The 25623-nt window shown below is 71.4% G+C and carries 30 protein-coding genes; 19 read left to right on the top strand and 11 right to left on the bottom strand.

All coding sequences use genetic code 11. From position 1 onward, the window contains the following. Positions 1-132 precede the first annotated feature (132 nt). A complete protein-coding gene (locus tag ACFZB9_RS30010; RefSeq protein WP_391452361.1) occupies positions 133-726 on the top strand; it encodes a GNAT family N-acetyltransferase in 594 nt (197 codons plus the stop codon). 96 nt (positions 727-822) lie between these two features. Here the strand turns inward: ACFZB9_RS30010 and ACFZB9_RS30005 are convergent, their stop codons facing one another. Beyond that, a complete protein-coding gene (locus ACFZB9_RS30005) occupies positions 823-957 on the bottom strand; it encodes a zinc-binding dehydrogenase (RefSeq protein ID WP_391452359.1) in 135 nt (44 codons plus the stop codon). Positions 958-966: 9 nt separating this feature from the next. Here ACFZB9_RS30005 and ACFZB9_RS30000 point away from each other — a divergent pair, with 9 nt between their 5' ends. Beyond that, positions 967-1116, top strand: a complete 150-nt coding sequence (locus ACFZB9_RS30000) for a hypothetical protein (RefSeq protein WP_391452357.1) — start codon at positions 967-969, stop codon at positions 1114-1116. Between the two features lie 84 nt (positions 1117-1200). Here the strand turns inward: ACFZB9_RS30000 and ACFZB9_RS29995 are convergent, their stop codons facing one another. Continuing rightward, positions 1201-2439, bottom strand: a complete 1239-nt coding sequence (locus tag ACFZB9_RS29995; RefSeq protein WP_391452355.1) for a helix-turn-helix domain-containing protein — start codon at positions 2437-2439, stop codon at positions 1201-1203. A gap of 241 nt (positions 2440-2680) precedes the next feature. On the opposite strand from ACFZB9_RS29995, the gene ACFZB9_RS29990 reads away from it, so the two are divergent. The 5 genes from ACFZB9_RS29990 to tgmC all read left to right on the top strand — a co-directional run bounded on the left by ACFZB9_RS29990 (position 2681) and on the right by tgmC (position 6352). Further along, positions 2681-2863 carry a hypothetical protein gene (locus tag ACFZB9_RS29990; RefSeq protein WP_391452353.1) on the top strand — a complete coding sequence of 61 codons (183 nt, stop codon included), beginning with the start codon at positions 2681-2683 and terminating at the stop codon, positions 2861-2863. A gap of 195 nt (positions 2864-3058) precedes the next feature. Further along, positions 3059-3631: an ATP-binding protein gene (locus ACFZB9_RS29985; protein ID WP_391452351.1), complete on the top strand. Its 573-nt coding sequence runs from the start codon at positions 3059-3061 to the stop codon at positions 3629-3631. Positions 3632-3964: 333 nt separating this feature from the next. Continuing rightward, positions 3965-4249, top strand: a complete 285-nt coding sequence (gene tgmA, locus ACFZB9_RS29980; protein ID WP_391452349.1) for a putative ATP-grasp-modified RiPP — start codon at positions 3965-3967, stop codon at positions 4247-4249. 1 nt (position 4250) lies between these two features. Next, on the top strand, positions 4251-5216 hold the full coding sequence (tgmB, locus tag ACFZB9_RS29975; protein WP_391452347.1) for an ATP-grasp ribosomal peptide maturase: 966 nt from the start codon (positions 4251-4253) through the stop codon (positions 5214-5216). Beyond that, the gene (gene tgmC / locus ACFZB9_RS29970; protein WP_391452345.1) at positions 5213-6352 is read left to right on the top strand and encodes an ATP-grasp peptide maturase system methyltransferase; all 1140 of its coding nucleotides are present in this window, start codon (positions 5213-5215) and stop codon (positions 6350-6352) included. The genes tgmB and tgmC overlap by 4 nt, the downstream gene beginning before the upstream one ends. Before the next feature lie 216 nt (positions 6353-6568). Here tgmC and ACFZB9_RS29965 read toward each other — a convergent pair whose 3' ends face one another. Further along, positions 6569-7558: an NADP-dependent oxidoreductase gene (locus ACFZB9_RS29965; protein WP_391452343.1), complete on the bottom strand. Its 990-nt coding sequence runs from the start codon at positions 7556-7558 to the stop codon at positions 6569-6571. 96 nt (positions 7559-7654) lie between these two features. On the opposite strand from ACFZB9_RS29965, the gene ACFZB9_RS29960 reads away from it, so the two are divergent. Further along, positions 7655-8110, top strand: coding sequence for a winged helix-turn-helix transcriptional regulator (locus ACFZB9_RS29960; protein ID WP_391452341.1), 456 nt, complete (start codon positions 7655-7657; stop codon positions 8108-8110). A 42-nt stretch (positions 8111-8152) separates the two neighbouring features. Beyond that, positions 8153-9982 (top strand): NHL domain-containing thioredoxin family protein, encoded by a 1830-nt coding sequence (locus ACFZB9_RS29955; RefSeq protein WP_391452339.1) that lies wholly within the window; start codon positions 8153-8155, stop codon positions 9980-9982. 84 nt (positions 9983-10066) lie between these two features. Here the strand turns inward: ACFZB9_RS29955 and ACFZB9_RS29950 are convergent, their stop codons facing one another. Further along, complete coding sequence (locus ACFZB9_RS29950) at positions 10067-11374, bottom strand: M18 family aminopeptidase (RefSeq protein ID WP_391452337.1); 1308 nt, start codon at positions 11372-11374, stop codon at positions 10067-10069. Between the two features lie 328 nt (positions 11375-11702). After that, the gene (locus tag ACFZB9_RS29945) at positions 11703-13532 is read right to left on the bottom strand and encodes an acyl-CoA dehydrogenase (RefSeq protein ID WP_391452335.1); all 1830 of its coding nucleotides are present in this window, start codon (positions 13530-13532) and stop codon (positions 11703-11705) included. A 276-nt stretch (positions 13533-13808) separates the two neighbouring features. Between ACFZB9_RS29945 and ACFZB9_RS29940 the strand changes: the two genes are divergently transcribed. From ACFZB9_RS29940 to ACFZB9_RS29925, 4 genes are all read left to right on the top strand, one after another. After that, a complete protein-coding gene (locus tag ACFZB9_RS29940) occupies positions 13809-14345 on the top strand; it encodes an SseB family protein (protein ID WP_391452334.1) in 537 nt (178 codons plus the stop codon). Between the two features lie 140 nt (positions 14346-14485). Further along, a complete protein-coding gene (locus ACFZB9_RS29935) occupies positions 14486-15442 on the top strand; it encodes a pirin family protein (protein WP_391452332.1) in 957 nt (318 codons plus the stop codon). 217 nt (positions 15443-15659) lie between these two features. Continuing rightward, a complete protein-coding gene (locus ACFZB9_RS29930) occupies positions 15660-16142 on the top strand; it encodes a hypothetical protein (protein WP_391452330.1) in 483 nt (160 codons plus the stop codon). Between the two features lie 46 nt (positions 16143-16188). Beyond that, positions 16189-17070, top strand: coding sequence for a TIGR03560 family F420-dependent LLM class oxidoreductase (locus tag ACFZB9_RS29925; RefSeq protein WP_391452328.1), 882 nt, complete (start codon positions 16189-16191; stop codon positions 17068-17070). A 14-nt stretch (positions 17071-17084) separates the two neighbouring features. On the opposite strand, the gene ACFZB9_RS29920 is transcribed toward ACFZB9_RS29925, so the two are convergent. Beyond that, on the bottom strand, positions 17085-17816 hold the full coding sequence (locus ACFZB9_RS29920) for a helix-turn-helix domain-containing protein (RefSeq protein ID WP_391452326.1): 732 nt from the start codon (positions 17814-17816) through the stop codon (positions 17085-17087). A 227-nt stretch (positions 17817-18043) separates the two neighbouring features. Here ACFZB9_RS29920 and ACFZB9_RS29915 point away from each other — a divergent pair, with 227 nt between their 5' ends. Beyond that, positions 18044-18712, top strand: a complete 669-nt coding sequence (locus tag ACFZB9_RS29915; RefSeq protein ID WP_391452324.1) for a DUF4097 family beta strand repeat-containing protein — start codon at positions 18044-18046, stop codon at positions 18710-18712. Between the two features lie 72 nt (positions 18713-18784). Next, positions 18785-19576 carry an alpha/beta fold hydrolase gene (locus ACFZB9_RS29910; RefSeq protein ID WP_391452322.1) on the top strand — a complete coding sequence of 264 codons (792 nt, stop codon included), beginning with the start codon at positions 18785-18787 and terminating at the stop codon, positions 19574-19576. Between the two features lie 85 nt (positions 19577-19661). Here the strand turns inward: ACFZB9_RS29910 and ACFZB9_RS29905 are convergent, their stop codons facing one another. After that, on the bottom strand, positions 19662-20156 hold the full coding sequence (locus ACFZB9_RS29905) for an FBP domain-containing protein (protein ID WP_391452320.1): 495 nt from the start codon (positions 20154-20156) through the stop codon (positions 19662-19664). Positions 20157-20220: 64 nt separating this feature from the next. Here ACFZB9_RS29905 and ACFZB9_RS29900 point away from each other — a divergent pair, with 64 nt between their 5' ends. Together ACFZB9_RS29900 and ACFZB9_RS29895 are read left to right on the top strand one after the other, a co-directional pair. Further along, a complete protein-coding gene (locus tag ACFZB9_RS29900; RefSeq protein ID WP_391452318.1) occupies positions 20221-20823 on the top strand; it encodes a TetR-like C-terminal domain-containing protein in 603 nt (200 codons plus the stop codon). A 54-nt stretch (positions 20824-20877) separates the two neighbouring features. Beyond that, positions 20878-21000, top strand: a complete 123-nt coding sequence (locus ACFZB9_RS29895) for a hypothetical protein (protein ID WP_391452317.1) — start codon at positions 20878-20880, stop codon at positions 20998-21000. A 33-nt stretch (positions 21001-21033) separates the two neighbouring features. Here ACFZB9_RS29895 and ACFZB9_RS29890 read toward each other — a convergent pair whose 3' ends face one another. Next, a complete protein-coding gene (locus ACFZB9_RS29890; RefSeq protein WP_391452315.1) occupies positions 21034-21855 on the bottom strand; it encodes a protein phosphatase 2C domain-containing protein in 822 nt (273 codons plus the stop codon). Positions 21856-22188: 333 nt separating this feature from the next. On the opposite strand from ACFZB9_RS29890, the gene ACFZB9_RS29885 reads away from it, so the two are divergent. Next, entirely contained in the window at positions 22189-22410 is a 222-nt protein-coding gene (locus ACFZB9_RS29885; protein WP_391452313.1) for a DUF5302 domain-containing protein, read from the top strand. A 154-nt stretch (positions 22411-22564) separates the two neighbouring features. On the opposite strand, the gene ACFZB9_RS29880 is transcribed toward ACFZB9_RS29885, so the two are convergent. Both ACFZB9_RS29880 and ACFZB9_RS29875 read right to left on the bottom strand, forming a co-directional pair. Further along, on the bottom strand, positions 22565-23191 hold the full coding sequence (locus ACFZB9_RS29880; RefSeq protein WP_391452311.1) for a TIGR03086 family metal-binding protein: 627 nt from the start codon (positions 23189-23191) through the stop codon (positions 22565-22567). A 125-nt stretch (positions 23192-23316) separates the two neighbouring features. Further along, positions 23317-24000: a TetR family transcriptional regulator C-terminal domain-containing protein gene (locus ACFZB9_RS29875; RefSeq protein ID WP_391452310.1), complete on the bottom strand. Its 684-nt coding sequence runs from the start codon at positions 23998-24000 to the stop codon at positions 23317-23319. A gap of 123 nt (positions 24001-24123) precedes the next feature. On the opposite strand from ACFZB9_RS29875, the gene ACFZB9_RS29870 reads away from it, so the two are divergent. Continuing rightward, positions 24124-25314, top strand: coding sequence for an acyl-CoA dehydrogenase family protein (locus ACFZB9_RS29870; protein ID WP_391452308.1), 1191 nt, complete (start codon positions 24124-24126; stop codon positions 25312-25314). A 6-nt stretch (positions 25315-25320) separates the two neighbouring features. Here ACFZB9_RS29870 and ACFZB9_RS29865 read toward each other — a convergent pair whose 3' ends face one another. Then, positions 25321-25590 carry a hypothetical protein gene (locus ACFZB9_RS29865; protein ID WP_391452306.1) on the bottom strand — a complete coding sequence of 90 codons (270 nt, stop codon included), beginning with the start codon at positions 25588-25590 and terminating at the stop codon, positions 25321-25323. Between the last annotated feature and the right edge of the window lie 33 nt (positions 25591-25623).

Raw genomic sequence — 25623 nt, 5'->3', positions numbered from 1 at the left:
CCCGGAAGGGCCCCGCACCACCTCGGTGCGGGGCCCTTCGCGTTGTCGCCACAAGCCGTTCGACAGTGCGGAAGCATTGCACTAGATCAATAATCTATTGCACCTAGTGCGTATCGCCGCTACGGTGCGGTCATGACCGCCAAGACTCCCGCCCCCGTCACCCTCACCGGCAGCCACGTCCGCCTGGAGCCGCTGGGCCGCCACCACGTCGCCGATCTCTTCGCGGTGACCGAGAAGGACGAGGAGGTGTTCCGCTGGCTCTCCTGGAGCGCGCCGCAGCACGAGTCGGAGGTCGCCGCGATCGTCGAGGGCTACCTGGCCAACGCCGGCTGCGAGCCGTTCGCCGTGATCGCCACCGCCACGGGACGCGCGGTGGGCATCACCTGCTACTACGACTGCAACGCCCGCGAGGAGTGGGTGGAGATCGGCGGCACCTTCTACGGGCGCCCGGTCTGGCGCAGCGCCGTCAACACCGAGGCCAAGCTCCTCCTGCTGACCCACGCCTTCGAGGAGCTCGGCATGGGCCGGGTGATGTGGAAGACCGACAACCTCAACGAGCGCTCGCAGAACGCCATCAAGCGGCTCGGCGCGCAGTACGAAGGCACCTTCCGCCGGGCCCGGCGCCGGCCGGACGGCACCTGGCGGGACACCGTCTACTTCTCGATGCTGGCCGACGAGTGGCCGGCGGCCAAGCAGCGGCTGACCGAGCGGCTGGCCGCCGGCTGAGCACCGGCCGAGCACCGGCCGAGCACCGGCCGAGCACCGGCCGACCGTCACGGGGGTGCGGTCAGTCCGGGGTTCAGTCCAGGGTCCGGTCCGGGTTCAGTCCAGGGTGAGGACCACCTTGCCCTGGGCCCGCCCCGAGCCCACCAGCTCGAAGGCCCGGGCCACCTCGGCCAGCGGCAGCCGCTCCTGGACCACCACCCGCAGCTGCTCGCGGTCGACCAGGCGTTTCAACACCAGGGGGTGGGCTGTGCACTCATCCAGGCGACCCGGGAGGCAGCACCCCGGGCTTCCATCACCCTGCTGGCTGCGCCGGCAGCGGTTGGGTACTACCCCCGCGTTGGGTTCACGCAGCACGATTCAGCATGGGTGATGGCGCGCCCCACCAGCTGACGCGCGACGATCACGATGCCCCCCGGGGTATCGGCCCCCGACTACCTATCTGCCCGGGGGCCGTGGCGATCTTCGGACAAGCGGTCAGGCGCCAGTCGTGATCCCTACTGTCTCGGCGAGTTCCAGTGTCTCGGCCCTCATCGACCGCGGCGCTTTGCGCCACAGCTCAGCTGCCACTGAGCGAGCCTGCGGCGTGAACTTCACCGTCTCCGGGCTGATCTTGAGCGCTATCCCCATCACGTGGAGCGCAGCCGTCCGGTCACCCCGGTTCATGTGTGAACGGGCTGCGTCAACCCATAGCCGAGTACGTCGCTCGGTCGAGGGGATCGAGTCCGGGTCGATCTCATCCGCCAGCGTCAACGCCTTCCCCGAGCTGCGCAACTCGGTCGCGATGCTCACTGCGTGGAGGTCGACGTTCGCCCTGCCGAACACCGTGGCGAGTTCGGCGTATCCGGCTGGCAGCGACTTCGAAACCTGGTCGGCCGTGTCCCAGTGGTTCCACGCCGAACCGTCCCTGCCGTCTCGCGCCTCGGTGATCGAGGCGTGCAGCTGAAGCGCGCCATACAGGCCGCGCCAATGCTCCGGCGCTTCGGCGAGATGCGGCCGAAGCCGCTCGGCAGCCGTAGTGACCAGCATCATTGCGCCTTCGTGCTCACCGACCGCACGCATTGTGTTCGCGAGGTTCCACGCCGCCGCGCCCATTGCTGCCGGGTCGTCTGCGTCGGCCGCCGCCGCCATCGCACGGTCCCCGAGCATCCACACGGCCTCGGCAGGCCCGATGTACGCGATGACCTGTTGCGCGAGCCGGTATGCGGCGGCGAGAGCCACCAGGGCGGCGCGCCGGTCGGGGCCCGTGGTTGTGCGGCTCAGCGTCTCGCCATGCCTGATCAGGTCCGGCGCGATCAGCCCCACGTCGGTTCGGTTGTTCGCTGCCTTGTGCCACAGCCGCCATCCTGCGTCCACGTCAGCCGCGTAGCCAGCAACGGTGGTGCCGGACGGCAGCGGCGCCAGGGGTCGAGTGCCGCGTTCGAGCAGCGCCGCCCAGACAGCCGCTGATGCGGGGTGGAACAGGCGGCCGGTGTTGACCGGCTGTTCAGTGTCGGCCGGCCCGGTGAGTGCCGACAGGTCGGTGACGCGGAGTGCGGACGCGAGCTTGAGCAGCATCGCGTGGCTGGTGATCGGTCGCTCGCCGCTCTCGATCTTCTTGAGCCAATCCGTGCTGCGGCCAACCAGGCCGGCCAGCACGGGGCGCGTCATCCCGCGCCGCTCACGTAGGACCCGGATTCGCTCGCCGGGCGTCAGTTCCTCGGACAGTTCGGACATGTGCCTCTCCTCGGCTGAGCGCCGCCCCGGACGATGCCTCAGCCGGACGCACGGTCGGGGCGGCGGCTGCTTCCCACCGTAGAGCGGCCCGAAGGCGCCGTGAAGGCCGTTCTGCGGGTTGCAACGGGTACACACAGGGTGAGGGGGACAGCCTGTCCCCCTTCCTGACGCGCCGTCACTCTACGGTTCCGGCATGTCACACACCGCCGTGCATGCCTCCCCACGCCGGGGAGCGGAACCCGTGCACGACCCCACCAGCGGCGAGACCCGCATCCCCTTGCGTCTGTACGCCATTGACGAACCGCAGGGTGACACCGATCTTGTCCTGTCGCGGGCCGAGACCGAACAGCTGCACGCCAGGCTCGCAACGTTCCTCACCCGCCATAGTGCCCCGGCGCAGTCGTGCCGCCGCCCCGCGCTCTGAACAACCCCCGAAGGGCAATCCGATGACGACGCAGCAGCGCGCTTTAACGACCGCCGGTACGGCGTACGTCACGGCCTCCGACGCGGGCGCGGTCACGGCGGTCTACCTCCCCAACGAGGACCGGATTCGCCGGCGGGCACAGGTGCTTCGTCAGCTCACCGAGGGCCGGCGCCGGCGCCAAGCTCGGGGGTTGCGATGAGCCGCCGACAGGCATGGGACATTCCAGATGACACGTGGACGGTCGCCCCCGGCGACACCGCGGCTGTCGCCGAATCCCGTCGTCGAGCGGTCGCAGACGCGCGCGCCTGGTGTCCCGAGTCGCTGCCCGATGACATCGTGGATTCAATTCGCCGTGTCGTCTCCGAGTTGGTCACCAATGCGCTCCGACACGCCAGCAGTGCGGGCCCGATCACGGTGAGCGTCTGGCCTACCCCGGGCGGGAACTTCGCCGTTGCGGTCACGGACGGATCGCCCGTGGTGCCGACGCCCTGCGACCCGTACGACGGCGGTACCGCGGGCCGGGGGCTTGCGATCGTCGCGGCCGAGTCGCTCAGCTGGACGTGGAAGCACGCCGACGCCGGCAAGGTCGTCAGTGCGACGATCGCGCTCCCTGGCTCGGCCGCTACCGCACGTCGGGCTGGTGCTGGTGCTCCCGTCGGCGACGCGGCTCCACAGCCTCCGCCGGAGCTGGCGGGGGCGCTCGGCAGGCCGAGCGGCACCGACGCCGGAGCGCAACAGCCGTTCCGCGCCACCAAAGTTGGATCGTGAGCTTGCGGTGAAGCTGTACAGCCAGCAGGGCATGGCCCAGGTGGCCGCCGCATTTGGGGTGTCCCCGGAGTACCTGCGGAAGTGTTTCACGGCTTGGGGAGTGCACATCCGTAACAGGCAGGAAGCCCGGAAGCTCCGAGCCGAGGTGGAAGCCGAGGCACGCGACGCGACAGCGCGTGGTGCCGGCTCCTCGCCATAGCTCTACCTAAAGACTCCCGCGTCGTTCCTCTGGGGAGGGACACCGGCGCGGGTTGCTCGCCCCGGCCGCAGTAACGCGCGCGCCCGTCGGTCGGGGCGGGCCTGAACTGGCACCTACTGATGGAAGGACGCGGTATGAGCACTGCTGCACCTCCGTGGGGTACCACCCGCATGGGACCGTTCGTCGAGGGCGGGCCCGTGCCCGCGCTCTCGGCGGTCATCGAGCCCGAGACGCAGGTCGCCGTGTACTACGACGACCAGGGTCGCGAGATCGAGATGGGGGCGCACGGCACGAGCACCAACACCAGCACGCCGACCAACACCGGCGGCGGTGGGGGCGACGGGCAGAGCGGTGGCCAGGCGCAGCCCAGCGACATGGACAGCATCCCCGCCAACGACCAGGACCAGGGCACCGGCTGACATGATCGACGATCGGCCTGGGGCCGTACTGGTCCTGACCAACTCCCTCGACGCAACAGCGGACGTGGTCCTGCGCATCCTCGCTGAGCGCCGTGTTCCGGTCGTTCGTGTAGACCCCGGTGTCGATCTGTACAACGACGCCTCGCTGACCGCCAGGTATGGAACTGGCGGTCAGCGAGGCGCACTTGTGACACCGACTCGCGCGCTCGACCTTGGACACGTCCGGTCGGTCTGGTGGCGCCGGCCAACGGCGTACCGTGGGCCGTCCGATTTGGATGGCCAGGATGCCAAGTTCGCTGGCTCACAGATGTTCTGGGGAGTCGGCGGCATCCTCGCCTCGCTGCCCGGAGCGCACCACGTCAACCACCCATGGCGGATCAGGAACGGCGAGTACAAGCCCGCCCAACTCGCTGCCGCGCTGCGTGCCGGATTCGTGGTCCCCGAGACCATCATCACCATGGATCCCGCTGAGGCGCAGCAGTTCTGCACCGAGCGGCCCGCCGTGTACAAGCCGCTGTGGAACACCCCGTACTGCGACGCGAACAACGAGGCACTCCAGGTTTGGGTGCGCGAGGTGAACCCGGCCGACATCACCGACGCTGTGTCCGTGTGTCCTCACCTGTTTCAGGCCACGGTCGAGAAGGTGTTCGATGTGCGGCTGACGGCGGTTGGCGCGAAGCTGACCGCTGCCCGGATCGCGGGACCGGAACTCGACTGGCGTCGGCGACAGGATCTGCTCAGCTACGAGCCGATCAGCGTGCCGGACGCGGTCGCCGCCTCGGTGGCCGGTTACCTCACGGAGATGGGGCTCGTCTTCGGTGCGTTCGACTTCGCCGTCGATGCGGCAGGCGCCTGGTACTTCCTTGAGTGCAACCCCAGTGGCCAGTGGGCTTGGTTCCCTCCGGAGATCACCATGCCCATCGGGCAGGCAATCGCTGATGAACTTCAGAAAGGACAACTCTCGTGAGTGATGCAACCGCCCTACGGGCGGCCCTGGTTCGACAGCTGGAAGCCGACGGCGACTTGACCGATCCGGCATGGCGAGCTGCCGCCCAAGCTGTTTCGCGCGAAGCCTTCGTGCGCGCGTACTTCCGTGCGGTCCCCGGCTCGTTCCCCACGGCCTATGAGTCGGTGGGCGAAGGCAGTGACGGATGGCTGGAGACCGTCTACAGCAACGAGACGCTGATCACCCAGCTGGACGGCGAGCTGCTGCCGAGCAATTCCAAGGGACCGGCCGTCGGTTCGCCGTCGTCCTCGTCCACCCTGCCGTCGCTCGTTCTCAGGATGTGGCGCCAGCTCGACGTTGAGGCCGGGCACCGTGTCCTTGAGATCGGGACCGGCACCGGGTACTCGACAGCCCTGGGGGCGCACCGCCTCGGCTCGCAGAACATCGTGAGCATCGAGGTTGACCCGGGCGTCGCAGAGCGCGCCAAGGGTGCGATCGCGGCGGCCGGGTTCAGCCCTACGCTGGTCGTCGGTGACGGCCTCCTGGGCGCCCCCGAGGGCGCACCCTATGACCGGCTGATCGCCACGTGTTCGGTGCGTCACGTGCCCATGCCGTGGCTGTACCAGGTGAAGCCGGGCGGCAAGATCCTGGTCACGCTGACCGGCTGGTCGTTCCGCTTCGGCCTGGTGCTGCTGACCGTGACCGGGCCTGGACGTGCCACCGGTCGATTCCTGCCCGGGTACACGAGTTTCATGGTGGCCCGTCCCCATGACAGGCCGCCGCGTCAGAGCCTGTGGCCGATGCCTGGCGAGGAGCGCCCGACCCGGATCGACCCGGCGCTGATCAACGACTGGACTGGTGGCTGGGTCGCGCAGCTCGCGGCGCCGTCCGCCGAGCAGATCGGCGCACCCGGGCAGCAGATCCTGTCGGACGTGGCCACCGGCTCCCAGGCCCGGACCGCGGCGAATCCGGAGGGGGGATGGATCGTGATGCAGAGGGGGCCGCTGCGGCTCTGGGATCAGGTCGAGACGGCGATCCTGGAGTGGCAGGCAGCCGGTTGCCCGCACCAGGAGGGATTCGGGATCACGATCACGGAGATGGGACAGCGGGTCTGGATTGGCACCGAGGATGGTCCGGGTTGGGACCTGCCTATCTGAGCTAGCTACGGACCTTAACCGCCCCGTCCGCCCTTTCAGCACGACCCCGCGGCACCGTCTACCTCTCGATGCTGGCCGACGAGTGGCCGGCGGCCAAGCAGCGGCTGACCGAGCGGCTCGCCACCGGCTGAGCACCGGCCGAGCACCGGCCGAGCACCGGCCGACCGTCACGGGGGTGCGGTCAGCCCGGGGTTCAGTCCAGGGTCCGGTCCGGGTTCAGTCCAGGGTGAGGACCACCTTGCCCTGGGCCCGCCCCGAGCCCACCAGTTCGAAGGCCCGGGCCACCTCGGCCAGCGGCAGCCGCGCGGCGACCTCCACCCGCAGTTCCTTGCGCTCGATCAGCTCGACCAGGCCGCGCAGCCCGCTCCGGTCCGGCTCGACCAGCACGTCGGTGATCCGCCGGCCGGTCGCCCGCGCCTGCTCGGCCGCCACCGGGTCCACCCCGCCCGGCACCGCCACCAGCAGCCCGCCCTCGCGCAGGGTGCGCAGCGAGCGCAGCTGGTGCTCGGGGTCGCCGATGTTGTCGACCACCAGGTCGAGCTCGCTGACCACCTCTTCGAACGGGCGGGCCGTGTAGTCCAGCGCCTGGTCCACGCCGATCGAGCGCAGGAAGTCGTGCTTGGCCGCCCGCGCCGTCCCGATCACGTAGGCGCCGCGGGCCTTGGCGATCTGCACCGCCAGGTGGCCCACCCCGCCGGCGGCCGCGTGCACCAGCACCCGCTGGCCGGCGGCCAGTTCGGCGGTGTCCACCAGGATCTGCCAGGCCGTCAGACCCGCCAGCGGCAGTCCGGCCGCCTCGGCGTGGCTCAGCCCGGCGGGCTTGCGCACCCAGTGGCGCGAGGGCGCGGTGACGTACTCGGCGAAGCCGCCGGCCAGCCGCGGGAAGTTCGGCATCCCGAGCACCTCGTCGCCCGCCTTGAGCGTGGTGACCCCGAAGCCGACCGCCTCCACCGTGCCGCTGACGTCCCAGCCCAGCGTGTAGGGCGGCTCGCCGTAGTACCAGGCCAGCCCCTCGCCCCGGCTGGTCTTCACGTCCACCGGGTTGATCCCGGCCGCGTGCACCTTGACCAGCACCTCGGTCGGGCCGGGCGCGGGGCGCTCGGTGCGGGCGATCCGCAGCACCTCGGAGGCTGCGCCGAAGCGGTCCTGGGTCACCGTGTTCATCTGCACCGCGTTCGTCTGCACCGCGTTCGTCTGAGTCGTCATGGCTCCAGGCTGCCGCCGACCGCCGCACGGCGGCCAGACGGAACCTGGCGGAAACCTGCTGGAATACCCCCCGCCGGCTGCGCGGTTGCCCAGAGCATGAACGAGAGTGACCAGGACCGCTGCCCCTGCCGCCCGCTGCTCGACCGCCTCGGCGACCGCTGGTCGGTACTGCTGCTGGTCACCCTGCAGGAGGGTCCCGCCCACTACGGCGACCTGAACCGCCGGATCGGCGACATCAGCCGCAAGATCCTCACCCAGACCCTGCGCAGCCTGGAGCGCGACGGCCTGGTCACCCGTACCGTGCTGGCCGACTCCGTGGTCAAGGTCCGTTACGAGCTGAGCCCGCTCGGCCGCAGCCTGGCCGAGCCGCTGAGCGCCATCCGGAGCTGGATCGACCACCACCAGCCCACCGTCGAGGCCCACCAGCACGCCTACGACGCCCGCACCGACGACCTCGGCGTCACCGAACTGCGCCGCCGCCGCTCTGCTCCGATCCCGGCCCCGGCCCGCGCCCTGGCCCCGGCCACCCGGCGCCTGCACCTCGCCCTGTAGTCGGCGGAATGCTTCCGGCACCCGATGAGGTTGGATGTGGGCATGGCTTCTCGTGCACGCGTCCGCGCCCCCGAACTCATCGGCGCCGGCGGCTGGCTGAACACCGGCGGCAAGGATCTGACCCTGGCGGACCTCAGGGGCAAGATCGTGATCGCCGACTTCTGGACCTTCTGCTGCATCAACTGTCTGCACGTCCTGGACGAGCTGCGCGCGCTGGAGGAGAAGCACCGCGACACCGTGGTGATCGTCGGGGTGCACTCGCCCAAGTTCGTCCACGAGGCCGACCACCAGGCCGTGGTGGACGCGGTGGCGCGCTACGAGGTCGAGCACCCGGTGCTGGACGACCCGGAGCTCGCCACCTGGAAGCAGTACGCGGTGCGGGCCTGGCCGACGCTGGTGGTGATCGACCCCGAGGGGTACGTGGTCGCCCAGCACGCCGGCGAGGGCCACGCGCACGCGATCGAGCGGCTGGTCGAGGAGCTGGAGGCCGAGCACGCCGCGAAGGGCACGCTGCGCCGCGGTGACGGCCCGTACGTGCCGCCGGAGCCGGTGGCCGGGGCGCTGAAGTTCCCCGGCAAGGCGGTGCGGCTGCCCGGCGGCGGCTTCCTGGTCGCCGACTCCGGTCACCACTCGCTGGTCGAGCTGGCCGAGGACGGCGAGAGCGTGGTGCGCCGGATCGGCGACGGCGAGCGCGGCTTCCTGGACAGCACCGACGGCGCGGCGCCGCGGTTCAGCGAGCCGCAGGGCCTGGCGCTGGTGCCCCAGGGGCTGGACCTCGGCTACGACGTGGTGGTGGCCGACACGGTCAACCACGCGCTGCGCGGGGTGCGGCTGGCCGACGGCACGGTGACCACGCTGGCCGGCACCGGCAAGCAGTGGTGGCAGGGCTCGCCGACCGAGGGCCCGGCCCGCGAGGTGGACCTCTCCTCGCCCTGGGACGTCGCCTTCTTCGACGGCCGGGTGTGGATCGCGATGGCCGGCGTGCACCAGCTGTGGGCCTACGACCCGGCCGGCGACGCGGTCGCGGTGGCGGCCGGCACCACCAACGAGGGCCTGGTGGACGGCCCGGTGGCGGAGGCCTGGTTCGCCCAGCCCTCGGGCCTGGCGGTCTCGGCGGACGGCGAGCGGCTCTGGGTGGCGGACTCGGAGACCTCGGCGCTGCGCTGGGTTTCACGTGAAACACAGTCCGTACACAGTGCGATCGGCACCGGCCTGTTCGACTTCGGCCACCGGGACGGCGCCGCCGAGCAGGCGCTGCTCCAGCACCCGCTCGGTGTCACCGTGCTGCCGGACGGTTCGGTGGCGATCGCCGACACCTACAACCACGCGCTGCGCCGCTTCGACCCGGCGACGAACGAGGTCAGCACGCTGGCCACCGACCTGCGCGAGCCCTCGGGCGCGGTGCTGGCGGGCGAGGAGATCGTGGTGGTGGAGTCGGCCCGGCACCGGCTGACCCGGCTGCGGCTGCCCGAGGAGGCGGTGCGGGTGGAGTCCGTCGCGCACCGCACCCAGCGCGCCGCCACCGAGGTGGCCCCGGGCGCCCTGCGCCTGGAGGTGGTCTTCACCGCGCCCAGCGGCCAGAAGCTGGACGAGCGCTACGGCCCCTCCACCCGCCTGCTGGTCAGCGCCACCCCGCCCGAGCTGTTGGTCTCCGGCGCCGGCGCGGACAGCGCGCTCTCCCGCGAGCTGGTGCTCTCGGGTGAGCTGACCGAGGGCGTGCTGCACGTCTCGGCGATGGCGGCCTCCTGCGACGACGACCCGGCGATCGAGTACCCGGCCTGCCATGTGCACCAGCAGGACTGGGGCGTGCCGGTGAAGCTGGTGGCGGGCGGCGCGAGCCGGCTGCCGCTGGTGCTGGCCGGGATGGAGTGAGCGGCCAGGGCCTGTCCGGCAAGATCCGCCGGACAGGCCCTGGGTCGGGAGCCGGCGCGGCCGGCCCCGACCCGCCGCCGGGCGTCAGCCTTCGAGGAACGCCTTCAGCGCCGAGGCGAGCAGGTACGGGTCCTCGGCGCCGCACAGCTCGCGCGCCGAGTGCATGGAGAGCGCGGCGATCCCGCAGTCCACCGTGGTGATCCCGAGCCGCGCCGCGGTGATCGGGCCGATCGTGGTCCCGCACGGCATCGCGTTGTTGGAGACGAAGGTCTGCCACGGCACGCCGGCCCGCTCGCAGGCGCCGGCGAAGACCGCCCGGCCGACACCGTCGGTCGCGTACCGGTTGTTGACGTTGACCTTGAGGATCGGCCCGCCGTTGGGGACCGGCTGGTGGCCGGGCTCGTGCCGCTCGCTGTAGTTGGGGTGCACGGCGTGCCCCATGTCGGAGGAGAGGCAGACGGTGCCGGCCAGCGCCCTGGCCCGGTCCTCCATGGTGCCGCCGCGGGCGTGGATGCTGCGCTCCAGCACATTGCCGAGCAGCGGGCCCTGCGCGCCGGTGTCCGACTCGCTGCCGGTCTCCTCGTGGTCGAAGGCGGCCAGCACCGGGATGTAGGGCAGCCGGTCGGCGCCCTCCGCGCTGACGGCGGCGGCGAGCGCGGCGGTCGCCGCGTGCACCGAGAGCAGGTTGTCCAGCCGCGGCGCGGCCAGCAGCTCGCGGTCCCGGCCCAGGTACGACGGCGGCTGGACGTCGTGGGTCATCAGATCCCAGCCCACCACCGCGCTCGCGTCCAGCTGGGCGCGCTCGGCGACGTACTTGATCAGGCCGCCCTCGTCCACCTTGCCCAGCCCCCAGATGGGGGTCAGATGCCGCTGCTTGTCCAGCTTCAGCCCGTCGTTGACCTGCCGGTCCAGGTGGATCGCCAGCTGCGGGACGCGCAGCAGCGGCTCGTCCAGCTGCACCAGCCGGGTCGATCCGTCACGCAGCACCAGCCGGCCGGACAGACCCAGGTCCCGGTCCAGCCAGGTGTTCAGCGGCACCCCGCCGTAGATCTCCACCGCCACCTGCCGCCAGCCGGCCGCACCGGTGTCGGGCAGCGGCTTGACCCGCAGGTTGGGCGAGTCGGTGTGGGTGCCGACCACCCGGAACGGCGTGGCCGGGCCCGCGCTCTTGGGCACGTACCAGGCGATCAGGGCGCCGCCCCGGATGACGTACCGCCCGCCGGTGGTGCCCTCCCACCCGTCGGTCTCCGCGACCTGCCGGAAACCCGCCTTCTCCAGCCGCTCGGCCGCGCCGGCCACCGCGTGGTACGGGGACGGGGCGGCGGCCAGAAAGGCGATCAGGTCGTCGGTATGGGTCCGGTCGAAGAACACCGGTCGGTCGGCGGTGGACATGCTGCTCCTGGGTCGAGGGAAGTGCGGAGAGCCGGCGGTGCGAAGGTGCCCTCCCATCCGAGCATATGCCCGTACACCGACAGGACAGTCAAGAGTTGGTATTGGTCCCGGGTGACTGATGCGTCATCATCACCCGCCCTGTTCACCTACTGTCCGGTACCTGGGAGCCCGGATCGCTCGGGGTCGAACGAGTGCGCGGATCGGCGCGGCGCGTGGGGGCCCGGCCGGGCGCCACGGCGCCAGGAGGGTGGGGCCGGGACAGCACTGTGGGGCCCGCACGACAGCGCGGGCCCCACAGTGCTGAGGGTGTGTCAGGTGGTCAACGGGATCAGAACGCGTCCTCGGCCAGCTCCATGACGTCCAGGTCGATGCCCTCGGCGATCAGGCGCTGGGCGCTGATGGTCGGCAGGATGTTGCGGGCGAAGAACCGGGCACCGGCGAGCTTGCCCTGGTAGAAGGCGAGGTCCTTGCCGGTGGCGCCGGCCTCGATCTTGGCCTGGGCCACGACGGCCTGGCGCATCAGCAGCCAGCCGACCACCACATCGCCACAGACCAGCAGCAGGCGGGTGGTGTTCAGGCCCACCTTGTGCATGTTCTTCACGTCCTGCTCGACCGCGGACAGGTCGCTGAGGACCTTGCCGACGATGGCCTCCAGGTCGCCGGCGGCCTTGGCGAGCAGCTCGCGCTCGGCGGCCAGGGCGTCGCCGCCCTCACCCGCGCCGAGGAACTTCTGGATCTGCTCGGAGACCGCGGTGAGCGCCTGGCCGCCGTCCTTGACGATCTTGCGGAAGAAGAAGTCCAGGCCCTGGATCGCGGTGGTGCCCTCGTAGAGGGTGTCGATCTTGGCGTCCCGGATGTACTGCTCGATCGGGTACTCCTGCAGGTAGCCGGAGCCACCGAAGGTCTGCAGGGACTGGGCGAGCTGCTCGTAGGACTTCTCCGAGCCGTAGCCCTTGACGATCGGCAGCAGCAGGTCGTTGAGGCGCTCGGCGGCCTCGTCCTTCTCGCCGCGCAGGCGGGCGGCCAGCATGTCGTCCTGGACCGAGGCGGTGTAGAGCACCAGGGCGCGCATGCCCTCGGCGTACGCCTTCTGGGTCAGCAGCGAGCGGCGCACGTCGGGGTGGTGCGTGATGGTGACGCGCGGGGCGTTCTTGTCCAGGAAGTTGGCGATGTCGGCGCCCTGCACGCGCTCCTTGGCGTACTCCAGCGCGTTCAGGTAGCCGGTGGAGAGGGTGGCGATGGCCTTCGTGCCGACCATCATCCGGGCGAACTCGATGATCTTGAACATCTGGCGGATGCCGTCGATCTTCTCGCCGACCAGCCAGCCCTTGGCCGGGTGCTTGGCGCCGAAGGTCATCTCACAGGTGTTGGAGGCCTTCAGGCCCATCTTGTGCTCGACGTTGGTGGCGTAGGCGCCGTTGCGCTCGCCCAGCTCGCCCGTCTCCCAGTCGAAGTCGTACTTGGGGACGATGTAGAGGCCCAGGCCCTTGGTGCCCGGCTTGCCGCCCTCGGGGCGGGCCAGCACCAGGTGGATGATGTTCTCGGACATGTCGTGCTCGCCCGAGGTGATGAAGCGCTTCACACCCTCGATGTGCCAGGAGCCGTCCTCCTGCTTGATCGCCTTGGTGCGGCCGGCGCCCACGTCGGAGCCCGCGTCCGGCTCGGTCAGCACCATGGTGGCGCCCCAGAGCCGGTCGGTCATGAGCTTGGCGACCTTGTGCTGCTCCTCGGTGCCCTCGTCGAAGACGACGCCGGCGAAGGCCGGGCCGGAGGAGTACATCCAGATGGCCGGGTTGGAGCCCAGGATCTGCTCGGCGTAGGCCCAGATCAGCGAGGACGGGGTGACCTGGCCGCCGATCTCGGTCGGGATGCCCAGGCGCCACCACTCGGCGTCCATGTAGGCGTTGTAGCTCTTCTTGAAGGTGTCCGGGATCGGCGCGGTGTTGGTCTCCGGGTCGAAGACCGGCGGGTTGCGGTCGGTGTCCGCGAAGGAGGCGGCGAGGTCGTTCTCGGCCAGCCGCGAGATCTCGCTGAGGATGCTCTTCGCGGTGTCGACGTCCATGTCGGCGAACGGACCGGTGCCGTACACCTGGTCGCGGCCGAGCACCTCGAAGAGGTTGAACTCCACGTCCCGCAGGTTGGACTTGTAGTGACCCATGACCGTTTCTCCGGTTCGTCGCTTCCGGGTGCGCCGATAAGGTTTCGTGGGCGCACCTACCCGCCAGTAGACATCATGATGCTACCGGTAAGTAACTTCTTCAAGCCTTTCACCGTTAATCCGGCGTGAACGTAGTCACGTCCAGGGCCGTACGTCCCCGCCGGCCCCGCAGTGCCCGCCGACCCACGCGCCGTCGGTTCCCGACAGGACCATCCCAGCGCACCTTGTCCGATCCGACCGCCCCGCCGGACGGGCCGGGTTCGCTAGCCTGTCCGTGTGTACGGCTATGAGCAGAGCGCGAACGGCGGCTACCCCGGCGACCCCTACCAGCAGGCGGGGCAGCAGGGCATGGGCGGCGGCTACGGGCAGCAGGGCTACGGCGCGCAGGCCGGCGGGCTCGGAGGGTACGGCGAGCAGCCGCAGGCCGCCGGGCAGTCGCTCTACCCCGAGCCCTCGCCGCCCTCGCTCGCGGACGCCGTGCGCGCCTTCACCACCGGCTCGATGCCGGTGGAGGACTTCCAGGCGATCTTCATCACCTCGAAGGTGCACTGCCCGCGCGGCGACCGCCCCGGCTTCCTGGCCCTGCACAACACGCCGACGCCGGTGATCCCGATGTTCAGCTCGCTCAAGGAGCTGCGCCGGTACGCGGGCAAGGACTCCAAGTACTTCAGCGTCTCCGGCGCCGAGGTGCTGGACCTGCTGCCGACCGGCTACGGCTTCGCGCTGGACATGGAGGGCGAGCACCGGATGGTGTTCGACGCCAAGGCCGTGGAGCAGATGGTCGACTTCACCATGCGGCGGATGTACGGCTGACCCGCCCCGCACACCCGGCCCCCCGCGGGGGGCTGATCCCGGCCGACCCGTCGAGTCATGGTTGAACATTCAACTTGCTTCTTGTTGAGCGTTGAACTAACCTCGCAGAGGTAGGCCCAAGCACTCAGAAGGAGGCCGACATGCCAGCCGTGACCGTCGAGAACCCGCTTGTTCTGCCGCGCATCGCATCCCCCGCCGAAGGCGCCCGGCCGCGGCCGGTGCTGGCCGTGTCGACCGCGCTGAGCGGCTTCGAGGGCGAGGGCTTCCCGGTCCGTCGCGCCTTCGCCAAGATCAACCAGAAGTACCTGGACCCGTTCATCATGATGGACCAGATGGGCGAGGTGGACTACGCGGCCGGCGAGCCCAAGGGCACCCCCTGGCACCCGCACCGCGGCTTCGAGACCGTCACGTACATCATCGACGGGACCTTCATCCACCAGGACTCGCACGGCGGTGGCGGCGTCATCACCGACGGCGACACCCAGTGGATGACGGCGGGCTCCGGCCTGCTGCACATCGAGACCCCGCCGGAGTCGCTGGTCATGTCCGGCGGCCTCTTCCACGGGCTGCAGCTGTGGGTGAACCTGCCCGCCGCGGACAAGATGATCGCGCCGAAGTACCAGGACATCCGGGGCGGCAACGTGAAGCTGCTCGCCTCGGCGGACGGCGGCGCGCTCGTACGGCTCATCGCCGGCGACATCGCGGGCCACCAGGGCCCCGGTGCCACCCACACCCCGATCACGATGATCCACGTCTCGGTGAACCCCGGCGCCGAGGTCACCCTGCCCTGGCGGCCCGACTTCAACGGGCTGGCCTACGGCCTGGCCGGCAGCGGCTCGGCGGGTTCGGAGCGGCGCCCGTTCCACCTGGGCCAGGCCGTCGTCTTCGGCGAGGGCGACTCCCTCACCATCCGGGCCGACGAGGCCCAGGACTCCCGCAGCGCCAACTTCGAGGTCGTCCTGCTGGGAGGTGAGCCGATCCGGGAGCCGGTCGCCCACTACGGCCCGTTCGTGATGAACAGCCACCGCGAACTGCAGCAGGCCATGGAGGACTTCCAGGCCGGCCGCCTGGGCACCATCCCCGCCGGCGCCAACTGATCAGGCCACTCACACACCACCGCCGAGCGCCCCGCCCGCTGCCCCGTCGGCCGCCCACCGGCGGCGGGGCAGCGGGCGCAGGCGGGCCGGGTGGCGACGAGCTCGATCCTCAAGAGCGGCCGTCTGGACTCAAGTTGCGCTCAACTCGCGAACTAAACGGAATCGCTACTCGTCCTCCTAGCTGAGCGTCCGAATCACCTCGGGAGGCGACCCATCGATGACCGACGCGCGACTGCGATCCCTGTTCAGCGAGGACGAGTTGGCCCAGCTCACCGCCCACCGGGTGCCATTCGGCGTCGGTGCCGAGCGGGATGCCGTCGAGCTGGCCACCGCCTGGGCGGAGCAGGTCGCGCGGATCGACGCCGACCGTGCGCTGCCGCCCTTCGCCCGCGACGCGTGGAACGCCTACGACCTAGCCGGCGCGCTCTTCCTGCGTGACCACCTGGCGGCCGCGCTCGGCAAGCTCCCGGCCGCGCTGCGCGAGCGGCTGGAGCAGGCCGCGGTCCAGCAGACGGACGACCACTACCGCTCGTTCACCGTGGTCGACGACGGGCAGCGGATGGCGCGGGTCGCGCAGCTGGACCTGGCGGGCCGCGGCTGGTGGTGGTTCCGGACACCGGCCAACGGGCCGATCGCCGACGATCTGCTGCGCCACGAGCTGCTCGCATCATGGCATCTGATCTTCCGTCAGGCACGATAGCGTCGAGTCAGCTGACCATTCACCCGACCCTGTTGGGGGCACCGACATGAAGCTCGGCCTGCACTACTGGAAGTACACCACCCCCGAGGACCCGGCGCTGATCGCCCCGACGCTCGCGCGCACCGCGCGGATCGCCGAGGAGGCCGGGTTCGCCCGGTTCACCGTGATGGACCACTACTTCCAGATGGAGACCCCGCACTCGGTCGCCACCGAGCCGATGCTGGAGGGCTACACCACCCTCGGCTACGTCGCCGCGATCACCGAGCGGATGCAGCTCAACCTGATGGTCACCGGCGTGATGTACCGCTATCCGGGCCTGCTGGCGAAGATCGTCACCACCCTGGACGTGCTCTCCGGCGGCCGTGCGCAGCTGGGCCTCGGGGCCTCGTGGTACGAGCGCGAGCAGCGAGCCCTCGGGGTCCCGGTGGTGCCGGTGAGCGAGCGGTTCGAGCGCCTGGAGGAGACGCTGCAGATCTGTCTGCAGATGTGGAGCGACGACAACGGTCCCTACGAGGGCCGGCACTACCAGCTGGCCGAGACGCTCTGCGTGCCGCGCCCGCTGCGCAGCCCGCGTCCGCCGATCATCATCGGCGGCAGCGGCGAGAAGAAGACGCTGCGGCTGGTCGCCCAGTACGCCGACGCCTGCAACCTGTTCGGCAACAGCGTCGCGGAGGTCGGCCACAAGCTGGACGTACTGCGGGCGCACTGCGCCGATGCGGGTCGCGACTACGAGGCGATCGAGAAGACCGTGATGTGGAGCCGCCGTCCGGCGCTGGGCGAGCTGGACGCCTTCCTCGCCGAGGCGGAGCAGTTGGCGAAGCTGGGCGTGGCCGAACTCCAGGTGGTGCCGGAGGCGGGCCGCAACCCGGCGGAGTTCGCCGAGGAGATCGCCGAGCACCTGCTGCCGCGCCTGGCCCGGATCGGCTAGCGGCCCGGCGTGGTCTACGGGCCGGCGGGCGCTTCGGGTTTGGTGTGGAGGATCTCGCGGGCCTGCTCGGCGGCGCGGGCGATGCTCTCGGAGACGAAGTCGACGAAGCGGGCGATGTTCTCCAGGCGGGCGGCGGCCGGGGTGTCGGGCCCGAGGATGCCGACGCCCTGCCGGGCGATCTCGACGAGGTGGGCGGTGCCGCGGGCGCTGGCGATCATCGACTGGTACCAGACGTCGTCGTCGACGACGTAGCGGTCACGGCGGCGCTCGTCGCGTTCCCGGCGGACGAGGCCCTGGCTCTCCAGGTAGGTGATCGCCTTGGAGATGGACGCCGGGCTGACCTGGAGGCGCTGGACGAGTTCGGACGCGGTGAGGCTGCCCGCGTCGGTGAGGGTGAGGCAGGCCAGCACCCGGGCCATCATCCTGGGCGTGCCCGAACCCATCAGGACGGTGGTGTAGAGCTCCTCGTACTCGCGCACGGCCTGGACATCGCGTCCGTGGACCTGCGGGGGCGCCTGCGGCCCTCGGGGAGCGGCCGGCGCGCGCCGGTGGGCGCGGCGGCGTTCGGTGGCACGGTGGGCCAGGTCGGCCCGGTAGGCGGTGGGGCCGCCGTTGCGCATCACCTCACGCGTGACCGTCGAGGTGGGGCGGTCGAGACGCCTGGCGATCTCCGCGTAGGCGAGGCCGTCGGCCACCCCCAGCGCGATCTGCTGGCGCTCCTGCTGAGTGAGCCTGCCTCCCGGCACCGCGATCTCCCTTCACCTGCTTCCCCGATGCCGCCAGCATAGCGTTCGCTTCCATTCCATTGCAACGATCGAGCGGATTTCCGTTGCATTAAAGCCCAGGGCGTTGCAACGATAGTTCGGCCCTGACCTGCATAGATGCCGATCCCACGCAACTTCACCGTTGCCAGGATCCTTGAACGCAACGTAGCGTTTCCGGTGTCAGAAACAACGAGCCGAAGGACAGAACGATGCAGAAGTTCGACACCCCCGCCCCGGTCACCACCGTCCTCGACATCCCCGCCGGGCGCGTGCGGTTCATCGCCGCCGACCGCACCGACACCACGGTCGAGGTCCTGCCCGCGGACGCCTCGAAGAGCCGCGACGTGAAGGCGGCGGAGCAGATCACCGTCGAATACGCCGACGGCGTCCTGCGGATCGTGGCCGCACCGGCGAAGAACCGGATCCTCGGCTCCTGCGGATCCATCGAGGTGACCATCCAGCTGCCGGCCGGCTCCCGCGTCGAGGCGAAGACGGCCGGCGCCGAACTCCGGGGCGTCGGACGGCTCGGTGACGTCACCTTCGAGGGCGCACACGCCTCGGTCAAGCTCGACGAGACCGAGAGCGCCCACGTCACCCTCCTCGCCGGTGACGTCTCGGTCGGCCGGCTGGGCGGCCCCGCCCGGATCAGCACCCAGAAGGGCGACATCCGGATCCGCGAGGCCGTGCGCGGCGCGGTCGTGCTGCGCACCGAGTTCGGCGAGGTGTCGGTCGGCGCCGCCCGCGGCGTCTGCGCCGCCCTGGACGCCGGCACCACCTACGGCCGGATCCACAACGCGCTCAAGAACACCGAGGGCGCCGCCGGTCTGACCATCCACGCGACCACCGCCTACGGCGACATCACCGCCCGAAGCCTCTGAACCGCACCGCTCGACAGCACCGCTCGACAGCACCGCCCCTGTTCCACCTCCAACACGGGAAGAAGGCAGACCATGACCACCGAGCAGCCCACCTGGACCGGCCTGGTACCGATCGACGACACCGCCCTCGCCGTCACCGACACCGGCGGCACCGGCACCCCCGTGGTCTACCTCAACGGCTCCTACGCCGACCAGACGAACTGGCGGCGCGTCATCGCCGAACTCGGCGACGGCTACCGGCACATCACCTACGACGAGCGGGCCCGTGGCAAGTCGAAGCGCGCCACGGACTACTCGTTCGAGGCGTGCATCCGTGACCTCGACGCCGTCCTCAAGGCGCGGGGCGTGGCGAAGCCGATCCTGGTGGGCTGGTCCTACGGCGCCCTGATCGCGATGCACTGGGCCGCGCGGAACCCGGACCGCGTCCAGGCAGTGGTGTCCGTGGACGGCGCCCTGCCGAGCGAATGGCTCGACGACGCCACCCAGGAGCAGATCCGCACGCTGTTCCGCCGGCTCAGCCCGGTCTTCCCGATCTGCCGCCCGCTGGGCCTGGCCGCGCGGATGAGCGCCGCCCAGCACGCCGAGATCAACATCGAGCTCAACCAGCTCTGCGCGCCCGCCTCGCTCGACCCGGTCTTCGACCGCGTGACCGTACCCACCCGGTACGTGCTCGGCACCGGCGGCAACCTCGGCGCCGACGCGAAGGTGATGGAACAGATCCGCGCCAACCTCGACCCGGTGCTCGCCCGCAACCCGAACATCCGGGTCGGCGCGAAGGTCGCGAGCAACCACTCCAAGATCCTGCGCAAGGACTTCGGAGCCGTCGCCGAGGCGGTGCGCGAGCTCGCCGCCGCCCGCGCCTGAATCGCCGCAACCGCACCGGAAGAGCGTCGCAACCGCACCGGAACAGCGCCGGGAGAGCGCCGGGAGAGCGCCGGAACAGCGCCGGTCAGGCGTGCAGCCTCGCCACGAACTCGGCCAGGTTGCCGGTCATCCGGTCCAGTTGCTCCGCCAGTGTGAGCGACTCCTCGATCCGCGCGCCCGGCTCGGCGACCCGCTTGCCGCGCACGTAGAGCGAGCAGGCCAGGTCGGTGCACATGTAGGCGCCGACCGAGTTGCCCTCACGGCCGGCCGCCCCCGCCTTGGGCGCGGCCATCAGCGAGACACCGCTGCCCGGATGGGTGGTCAGGCAGAGGCTGCACATACTGCGCCGCAGGAAGCCGCGCTGCTGGGCCGAGTAGCGCAGCACGATGCCCGTGAGCGCCCCTTCGAACGGCACCACGAGGTACGCCCGGTCGGGCGCGCCGCCGTCCCGCCAGCCGAGGAAGTCCAGGTCGTCCCAAGGGAGTTCGGCGAGGTCACGGGGGACGGGCAGGCGCTGGGCCGCGCCCTTGGAACAATTGACGAAGGATGCGCGGATGTCCCGCTCGGTCACTGGCTTCATGGTCGAGGACGCTAACGTTGCCTAGACTTCCTAGGCAACTGGTTAATACTCCTAGGAGGACCTCATGGCCCGAGCCGGCCTGACGACCGAGCGCGTGGTGGCCGCCGCGGCCGACCTCGCGGACCAGGTCGGCCTGGAGAAGGTCACCCTGTCCGCCCTCGCCCGCGGCTTCGGCGTCAAGGACGCCAGCCTGTACTCGCACGTGCGCAACTCCCAGGACCTGCGGGTGCGCCTGGCCCTGCTCGCCGCCGGCGAACTCGCCGACCGGATCGTGCCCGCCGTGGCCGGGCTGGCGGGCCGGGACGCGCTGAGCGCCTTCGCCCGGACCTACCGCGACTACGCGCTCGCCCACCCCGGCCGCTACGCCGCCACCCAACTGCCCCTGGACCAGGACACGGTGGCCGCCTCCCCCGCCGCCCAGCGCTCGATCGCCGCCTGCTCGGCGATCCTGCGCGGCTACGGCCTGGCCGAGCCCGACCTGATCGACGCGGGCCGCCTGCTGCGCGCCACACTGCACGGCTACGTCAGCCTGGAGGCGGCTGGCGGCTTCGGCCACGCGCGCCCGGTGCAGGTCTCCTTCGAGCGGTCGATCACCGCCCTGCACCTGGTGCTGTCCCACTGGGTGCGCTCCGACCGGCCCATCGACCCACCGGCCCCATGGAGCTGACGTAGCCTCAGCTCGCCCTGGACAGCGGTCTGCCCGGGCTGGGTCGACACCGACATGGGCGGGAGCGGCGGCCGCCCGGTGGCCGAGGGCGCGGCCGGGGTGGTCCGGGCCGCCACCCTGCCCAGCGGCGGCCCGACCGGCGGTTTCTTCCGCGACCGGCGGAAGATCCCGTGGTGACCTGGCAGATCCGGCAGGCCGGTTGAGGGGCGATCAGATCAACGCGTAGAGCGCGGTGGCGTCCTCGCGGGCCGGGTCACGCGGCCGGCGCTCGCAGCGCGGGTCCAGCGCCTCGGCCTCGCGCACCCGGGCGATCAGCGCGGCCGGGCCGGCCTCGGCCAGCAACCGCAGCGCCGCGGGCCAGTCGCCGAGCGCGAACGGCGCGGCGTACCGGGCGGCCCCGCCGGTGACGGCGGCCAGCGCGCGCAGCCCGGTCAGCTTGACGAAGCCCGTCTCCGCCCGGGCGGCGGCCTTCGGGCTGGCAGCGGCGATCCACGGGCCGCGCCCGGTGTTGCGCACCGCGCGCACCGCCAGCGCGTACCGCAGCCGCAGCGCGGCGCGCTCGTCGCTGCCCGGCTCGGCCGCGTACAGCGCCCGGCGCAGCTCCTGCCCGGCCGGGTAGGGCTGGTTGTCGCCGACCACCTTCACCGGCCCGTCGCGCGGCTCCAGGAGCAGCAGGCAGTCGCCGAGCACCAGGTACTCCAGCGAGGCGCCGTGCAGCCGGGCCGCGACCACCGAGGCGGCCGGGGTGCCGGGGTGGGCCAGGTCGCAGCGGGCGCCGTGCAGCGCGGCGGTCTCGGCGACGGCGTCGGCCAGGCACTCGGCGATGCTGCGGTCCGGGCGGTCGGTCAGCCGGGCGAGCAGGTGCACCCCCAGGCGGCGGACGTACCAGGCGGTGCCGTGCCGGCAGCCGGACTCCATGCCCGTGGGCGAGCCCGAGCCGTCGAGCAGCACCAGGGCCTCGGGGGTGCTCGCGGCGAAGTCCTCGTTCTCTTGGCCCGGCTGCCCCGCCTCACCGGCCAGTTGTACCTGCATGCCGCCAGTGTGCGGTGCCGGAGCGCCCGGCGGACAGTCCTCGGCACGGGTTCGCCCGATCGAGGTGCGGTGGCAGTGCCTCCGCTTTTCACCTAGCGTCACATACCGGACATATCGCAACGACAGAGGCGGAGATCGGGATGTGGTGGCAGGCGATCGTGGTGACGGTGGCTTCGTTGGTGTTTCCCACCATGGTGCTGCTCTTCTACATCGGCGGACCGACGTGGCGCGACCGCTCCCCCGGACCACGCGGAAACTGACGGCACGTCGGCCGCCCGTCGTGACACAGTGGCAAGCGGCACGACCATGCACCAACCCGTCCAGGAGGTCCGTATGAGCAGCAGCGACGCAGCACCCGTGGCAAGCGAGGAGAACCCCGAGCCCACCGCGGCGGCCGAGCAGGACGACGTGAAGGCGAAGTTCCTGGCCGCACTGCAGCGCAAGCACGGCGCGAAGACGGACGGGGCCGGCGGTGGCCCCGGCAGCGAGTCCAAGGTCCACGGCGCGCACAACGCCGCCGGCGGCAAGCGCACCTTCCGCCGCAAGAGCGGCTGACCGGTAGCTGACAGCTGTCAGCCGGTAGCGGTCGGACGGTAGCGGGGGCCGGCGCCCAGCACGGGCGTCGGCCCTCGCGCATGCCCCCACCTGCCCGCGCACGGCACGTCCCGGCCCGGCCTCGCGCCCGGCCTCGCGCCCGGCCGTGGTGCGCTCAGCGCCGCCAGTGCGGATCGCGGCCGAGCAGCAGCAGCGCGCCGTCGAAGGGCGAGTCCGCACCGCCCGGCAGCACGGGGGCGAAGGCGTGCCCGGGGCCCCGGGACCCGGCCTCGGACGGGACCTGTTCGGCGATCCGCAGCGCCAGCTCGGCCAGCTCCGGCGGGCAGCCGAACGGCACCCCGAGGGTGGCCGCCAGGTCCCAGCCGTGCACCAGGGTGTCGAGCAGGTGGAACCCGATCGCCTGGGCGGCCGGGAAGGCGTGACCGGGCCGGACCTGGGGCAGCGCGATCTTCGCGCCGCGCGCCTCGGCCGCCGCGAAGGCGTCGACCAGCTCGGTCGCCGAGTCGGCGAAGCCCGCCAGCACCGCCAGCACCGTGCCCGGGCCGTCGGCCACCGGCCGGTCCGCCCAGACGGCCGGGTCCGCGCCGTCACCCCGGGCCGCGGCCGCGAACCCGTACTGCTGGCCGATCAGGTGCGCCAGGAGCCGGCGCAGCGGCCAGCCCGCGCACGGGGTGGGCAGATCGAGCCGGTCGGATCGGATCCCGGCCACCAGCGGTGCGATCAGGGCGAGCGCGTCGGCGTGGAGCGGGGCGAGTACCGGCTGGGTCATCAGGGTCGTCATGGTGGTGCCTCCGTCAGCTAGTGGCCGGTGGGAAGAACGCGTGACCTTGCTCGCCGGACGTTAGCACGATCGTTCGGTCAGTTTTAAGCCCACAGAATCAACCACCGAACGGCCCGCACAGAGCGTCAGGACGTCGGCAGCAGCGACTCGTCGACCGACTCCGAGCGGAGCAGCAGCAGCACCGCACGCCGGGCCCGCGCATACGGGGCCTCGTCCTCGTGCAGCAGCGACATCGCGTTGGCGTACTCCAGGAAGCTGATCAACTCGAAGGCGAGCTGCTCCAGATCGGCGTCCGCACGCAACTGACCGGCGGACTTGGCCGCTTCGAGCAGCTCCAGCACCAGACGGTGCCAGCGCCGGCTGCTCTCCGCCAGCACGTCGCGCACCCGCCCCGGCTGGGCGTCGAACTCGGCGCCCACCGCGTAGAAGAAGCAGCCGCCCGCGAAGGTCCGCCCGCGCGAGTACTCCAGCCAGCGCAGCGCCAGCTCCCACAACTGCCCCACCCCGGGCGGCAGCCGGCGCACCGGCTCCACCACGGTGTCCCGGTAGATCCGCTGGGCGGCGCGCACGGTGGCCAGCTGCAGCTCCTCCTTGGAGCCGAAGAGCGCGAACACCCCGCTCTTGCTCAGCGACAGCTCACCAGCCAGCCGCCCGAGCGAGAGCCCGCCGAGCCCCTCGACCGAGGCGATCGAGACCGCCCTGGCCAGCACCAGGCGACGCGTCTCGTTGCCCTTCTGGACCCGCCCGTCGGTGGAGTCGACCGCGGTGTCCACGGCCGGGCCCGGCGCGTGGTTCGTGGATTCCGTCACTGCACACCACCGTCTTCCCTGGCACCGCCCGGCGACTGCTTTCCGGCCAGCGTAAAGCCTGATACGGATGGTCCGGCACCGCGCAACCCTCGCCACCGACCCGCGAACCCCCAGGAGCGCCGCATGTCCGCCACCGCTGCCCGTCCGGGCGCCCCCGACCCGATCGACCTGCTCGCCGTGGGCGAACTGCTCACCGACGAGGAGCGGCTGATCCGCGACACGGTCCGCCGCTTCACCGACGACCGGATCCGCCCGCAGATCGCCGACTGGTTCGAGCGCGGCACCTTCCCGGCCCGCGAACTCGCCCCCGAGCTGGGCGAACTGGGCCTGCTCGGCATGCACCTGGAGGGCTACGGCTGCGCCGGGGCCGGCGCGGTGGCGTACGGCGTGGCCTGCATGGAGGTGGAGGCCGCCGACTCGGGGCTGCGCAGCTTCGTCTCGGTCCAGGGCTCGCTGGCGATGCGGGCGATCCACGCCTTCGGCTCCGAGGAGCAGAAGCAGCGCTGGCTGCCGGAGCTGGCGGCGGGGCGCGCGATCGGCTGCTTCGCGCTGACCGAACCGGACTTCGGCTCCGACCCGGCCGGGATGCGCACCACCGCCCGGCGCAAGGGCGCGGACTGGGTGCTCTCCGGCAGCAAGATGTGGATCACCAACGGCAGCGTGGCGGACGTCGCCGTCGTCTGGGCGCAGACCGAGGAGGGGGTGCGCGGCTTCGTGGTGCCCACCGACACCCCCGGGTTCACCGCCACCGACGTGCCCGGCAAGCTCTCGCTGCGGGCCTCGGTGACCAGCGGCCTGAGCTTCGAGGAGCTGCTGCTGCCGGGCGACGCGGTGCTGCCCGGCGTCGTCGGGCTGCGCGGGCCGCTCTCCTGCCTCAACGAGGCGCGCTACGGGATCCTCTGGGGCACGGTGGGCGCCGCCCGGGACTGCTACGAGGCGGCCCTGTCGTACGCCAAGAGCCGCGTGCAGTTCGGCCGCCCGATCGCCGGCTTCCAGCTGACCCAGGAGAAGCTGGTGGAGATGGCCGTGGAGCTGGAGAAGGCCTATCTGGTCGCCTGGCGGATCGGGCGGCTGAAGGAGGCCGGGCGCGCGAAGGCGGCCCAGGTCAGCTTCGGCAAGCTCAACAACGTGCGCACCGCGCTGGCGATCGCGCGCAGCGCCCGGACCGTGCTGGGGGCCAACGGGATCACCACGGACTACCCGGTGCTGCGGCACGCCAACAACCTGGAGTCGGTGCTGACCTACGAGGGGACCAGCGAGATCCACACCCTGGTGCTGGGCGAGGCGATCACCGGCGAGTCGGCCTACCGCTGAGCGGGCTCAGCTCTGCGCGCCGTGCTCGTCCGGGAGGTAGGTCGACCGGTCGTGCTCGTCCGCCAGGAAGGGCACCGACTGGAACCAGACCACCCCGCAGGCGCGGCAGCAGGGCTCCTTGGTCTGCCCCCACTCGGTCGGCTCCAGCGTGGCCGCCCCCTCGGTCAGCTCACGTCCGCACAGGCCGACCAGCTGCTGGTCCTGGACCATGTGCCACTGCTTCACCGGGCCGGATCGGCCCTGGTCGCCGTACTCGGCGTGCATCCGATGCAACATATCTCCACAGTGCCCCCGGCCCGGTGCGGGCGC

The sequence above is a fragment of the Kitasatospora sp. NPDC008050 genome (assembly GCF_042957465.1).
In the GTDB taxonomy this organism is placed as follows: Bacteria; Actinomycetota; Actinomycetes; order Streptomycetales; family Streptomycetaceae; genus Kitasatospora.
This window is presented reverse-complemented; position numbering and strand designations above follow the sequence as displayed.

Coding starts and splice junctions, on each gene's coding strand:
- ACFZB9_RS29890 (WP_391452315.1), bottom strand. CDS start 21,855: ATGCAGGTACAACTGGCCGGTGAGGCGGGGCAGCCGGGCCAAGAGAAC.
- ACFZB9_RS29945 (WP_391452335.1), bottom strand. CDS start 13,532: ATGGGTCACTACAAGTCCAACCTGCGGGACGTGGAGTTCAACCTCTTC.
- ACFZB9_RS29865 (WP_391452306.1), bottom strand. CDS start 25,590: ATGTTGCATCGGATGCACGCCGAGTACGGCGACCAGGGCCGATCCGGC.
- ACFZB9_RS29900 (WP_391452318.1), top strand. CDS start 20,221: ATGGCCCGAGCCGGCCTGACGACCGAGCGCGTGGTGGCCGCCGCGGCC.
- ACFZB9_RS29925 (WP_391452328.1), top strand. CDS start 16,189: ATGAAGCTCGGCCTGCACTACTGGAAGTACACCACCCCCGAGGACCCG.
- ACFZB9_RS29965 (WP_391452343.1), bottom strand. CDS start 7,558: ATGACGACTCAGACGAACGCGGTGCAGACGAACGCGGTGCAGATGAAC.
- tgmB (WP_391452347.1), top strand. CDS start 4,251: ATGATCGACGATCGGCCTGGGGCCGTACTGGTCCTGACCAACTCCCTC.
- ACFZB9_RS29995 (WP_391452355.1), bottom strand. CDS start 2,439: ATGTCCGAACTGTCCGAGGAACTGACGCCCGGCGAGCGAATCCGGGTC.
- ACFZB9_RS29905 (WP_391452320.1), bottom strand. CDS start 20,156: ATGAAGCCAGTGACCGAGCGGGACATCCGCGCATCCTTCGTCAATTGT.
- ACFZB9_RS29930 (WP_391452330.1), top strand. CDS start 15,660: ATGACCGACGCGCGACTGCGATCCCTGTTCAGCGAGGACGAGTTGGCC.
- ACFZB9_RS29910 (WP_391452322.1), top strand. CDS start 18,785: ATGACCACCGAGCAGCCCACCTGGACCGGCCTGGTACCGATCGACGAC.
- ACFZB9_RS29885 (WP_391452313.1), top strand. CDS start 22,189: ATGAGCAGCAGCGACGCAGCACCCGTGGCAAGCGAGGAGAACCCCGAG.
- ACFZB9_RS29915 (WP_391452324.1), top strand. CDS start 18,044: ATGCAGAAGTTCGACACCCCCGCCCCGGTCACCACCGTCCTCGACATC.
- ACFZB9_RS29870 (WP_391452308.1), top strand. CDS start 24,124: ATGTCCGCCACCGCTGCCCGTCCGGGCGCCCCCGACCCGATCGACCTG.
- ACFZB9_RS29960 (WP_391452341.1), top strand. CDS start 7,655: ATGAACGAGAGTGACCAGGACCGCTGCCCCTGCCGCCCGCTGCTCGAC.
- ACFZB9_RS29950 (WP_391452337.1), bottom strand. CDS start 11,374: ATGTCCACCGCCGACCGACCGGTGTTCTTCGACCGGACCCATACCGAC.
- ACFZB9_RS29880 (WP_391452311.1), bottom strand. CDS start 23,191: ATGACGACCCTGATGACCCAGCCGGTACTCGCCCCGCTCCACGCCGAC.
- ACFZB9_RS29955 (WP_391452339.1), top strand. CDS start 8,153: ATGGCTTCTCGTGCACGCGTCCGCGCCCCCGAACTCATCGGCGCCGGC.
- ACFZB9_RS29935 (WP_391452332.1), top strand. CDS start 14,486: ATGCCAGCCGTGACCGTCGAGAACCCGCTTGTTCTGCCGCGCATCGCA.
- ACFZB9_RS29985 (WP_391452351.1), top strand. CDS start 3,059: ATGAGCCGCCGACAGGCATGGGACATTCCAGATGACACGTGGACGGTC.
- ACFZB9_RS30010 (WP_391452361.1), top strand. CDS start 133: ATGACCGCCAAGACTCCCGCCCCCGTCACCCTCACCGGCAGCCACGTC.
- ACFZB9_RS29895 (WP_391452317.1), top strand. CDS start 20,878: ATGGGCGGGAGCGGCGGCCGCCCGGTGGCCGAGGGCGCGGCCGGGGTG.
- tgmA (WP_391452349.1), top strand. CDS start 3,965: ATGAGCACTGCTGCACCTCCGTGGGGTACCACCCGCATGGGACCGTTC.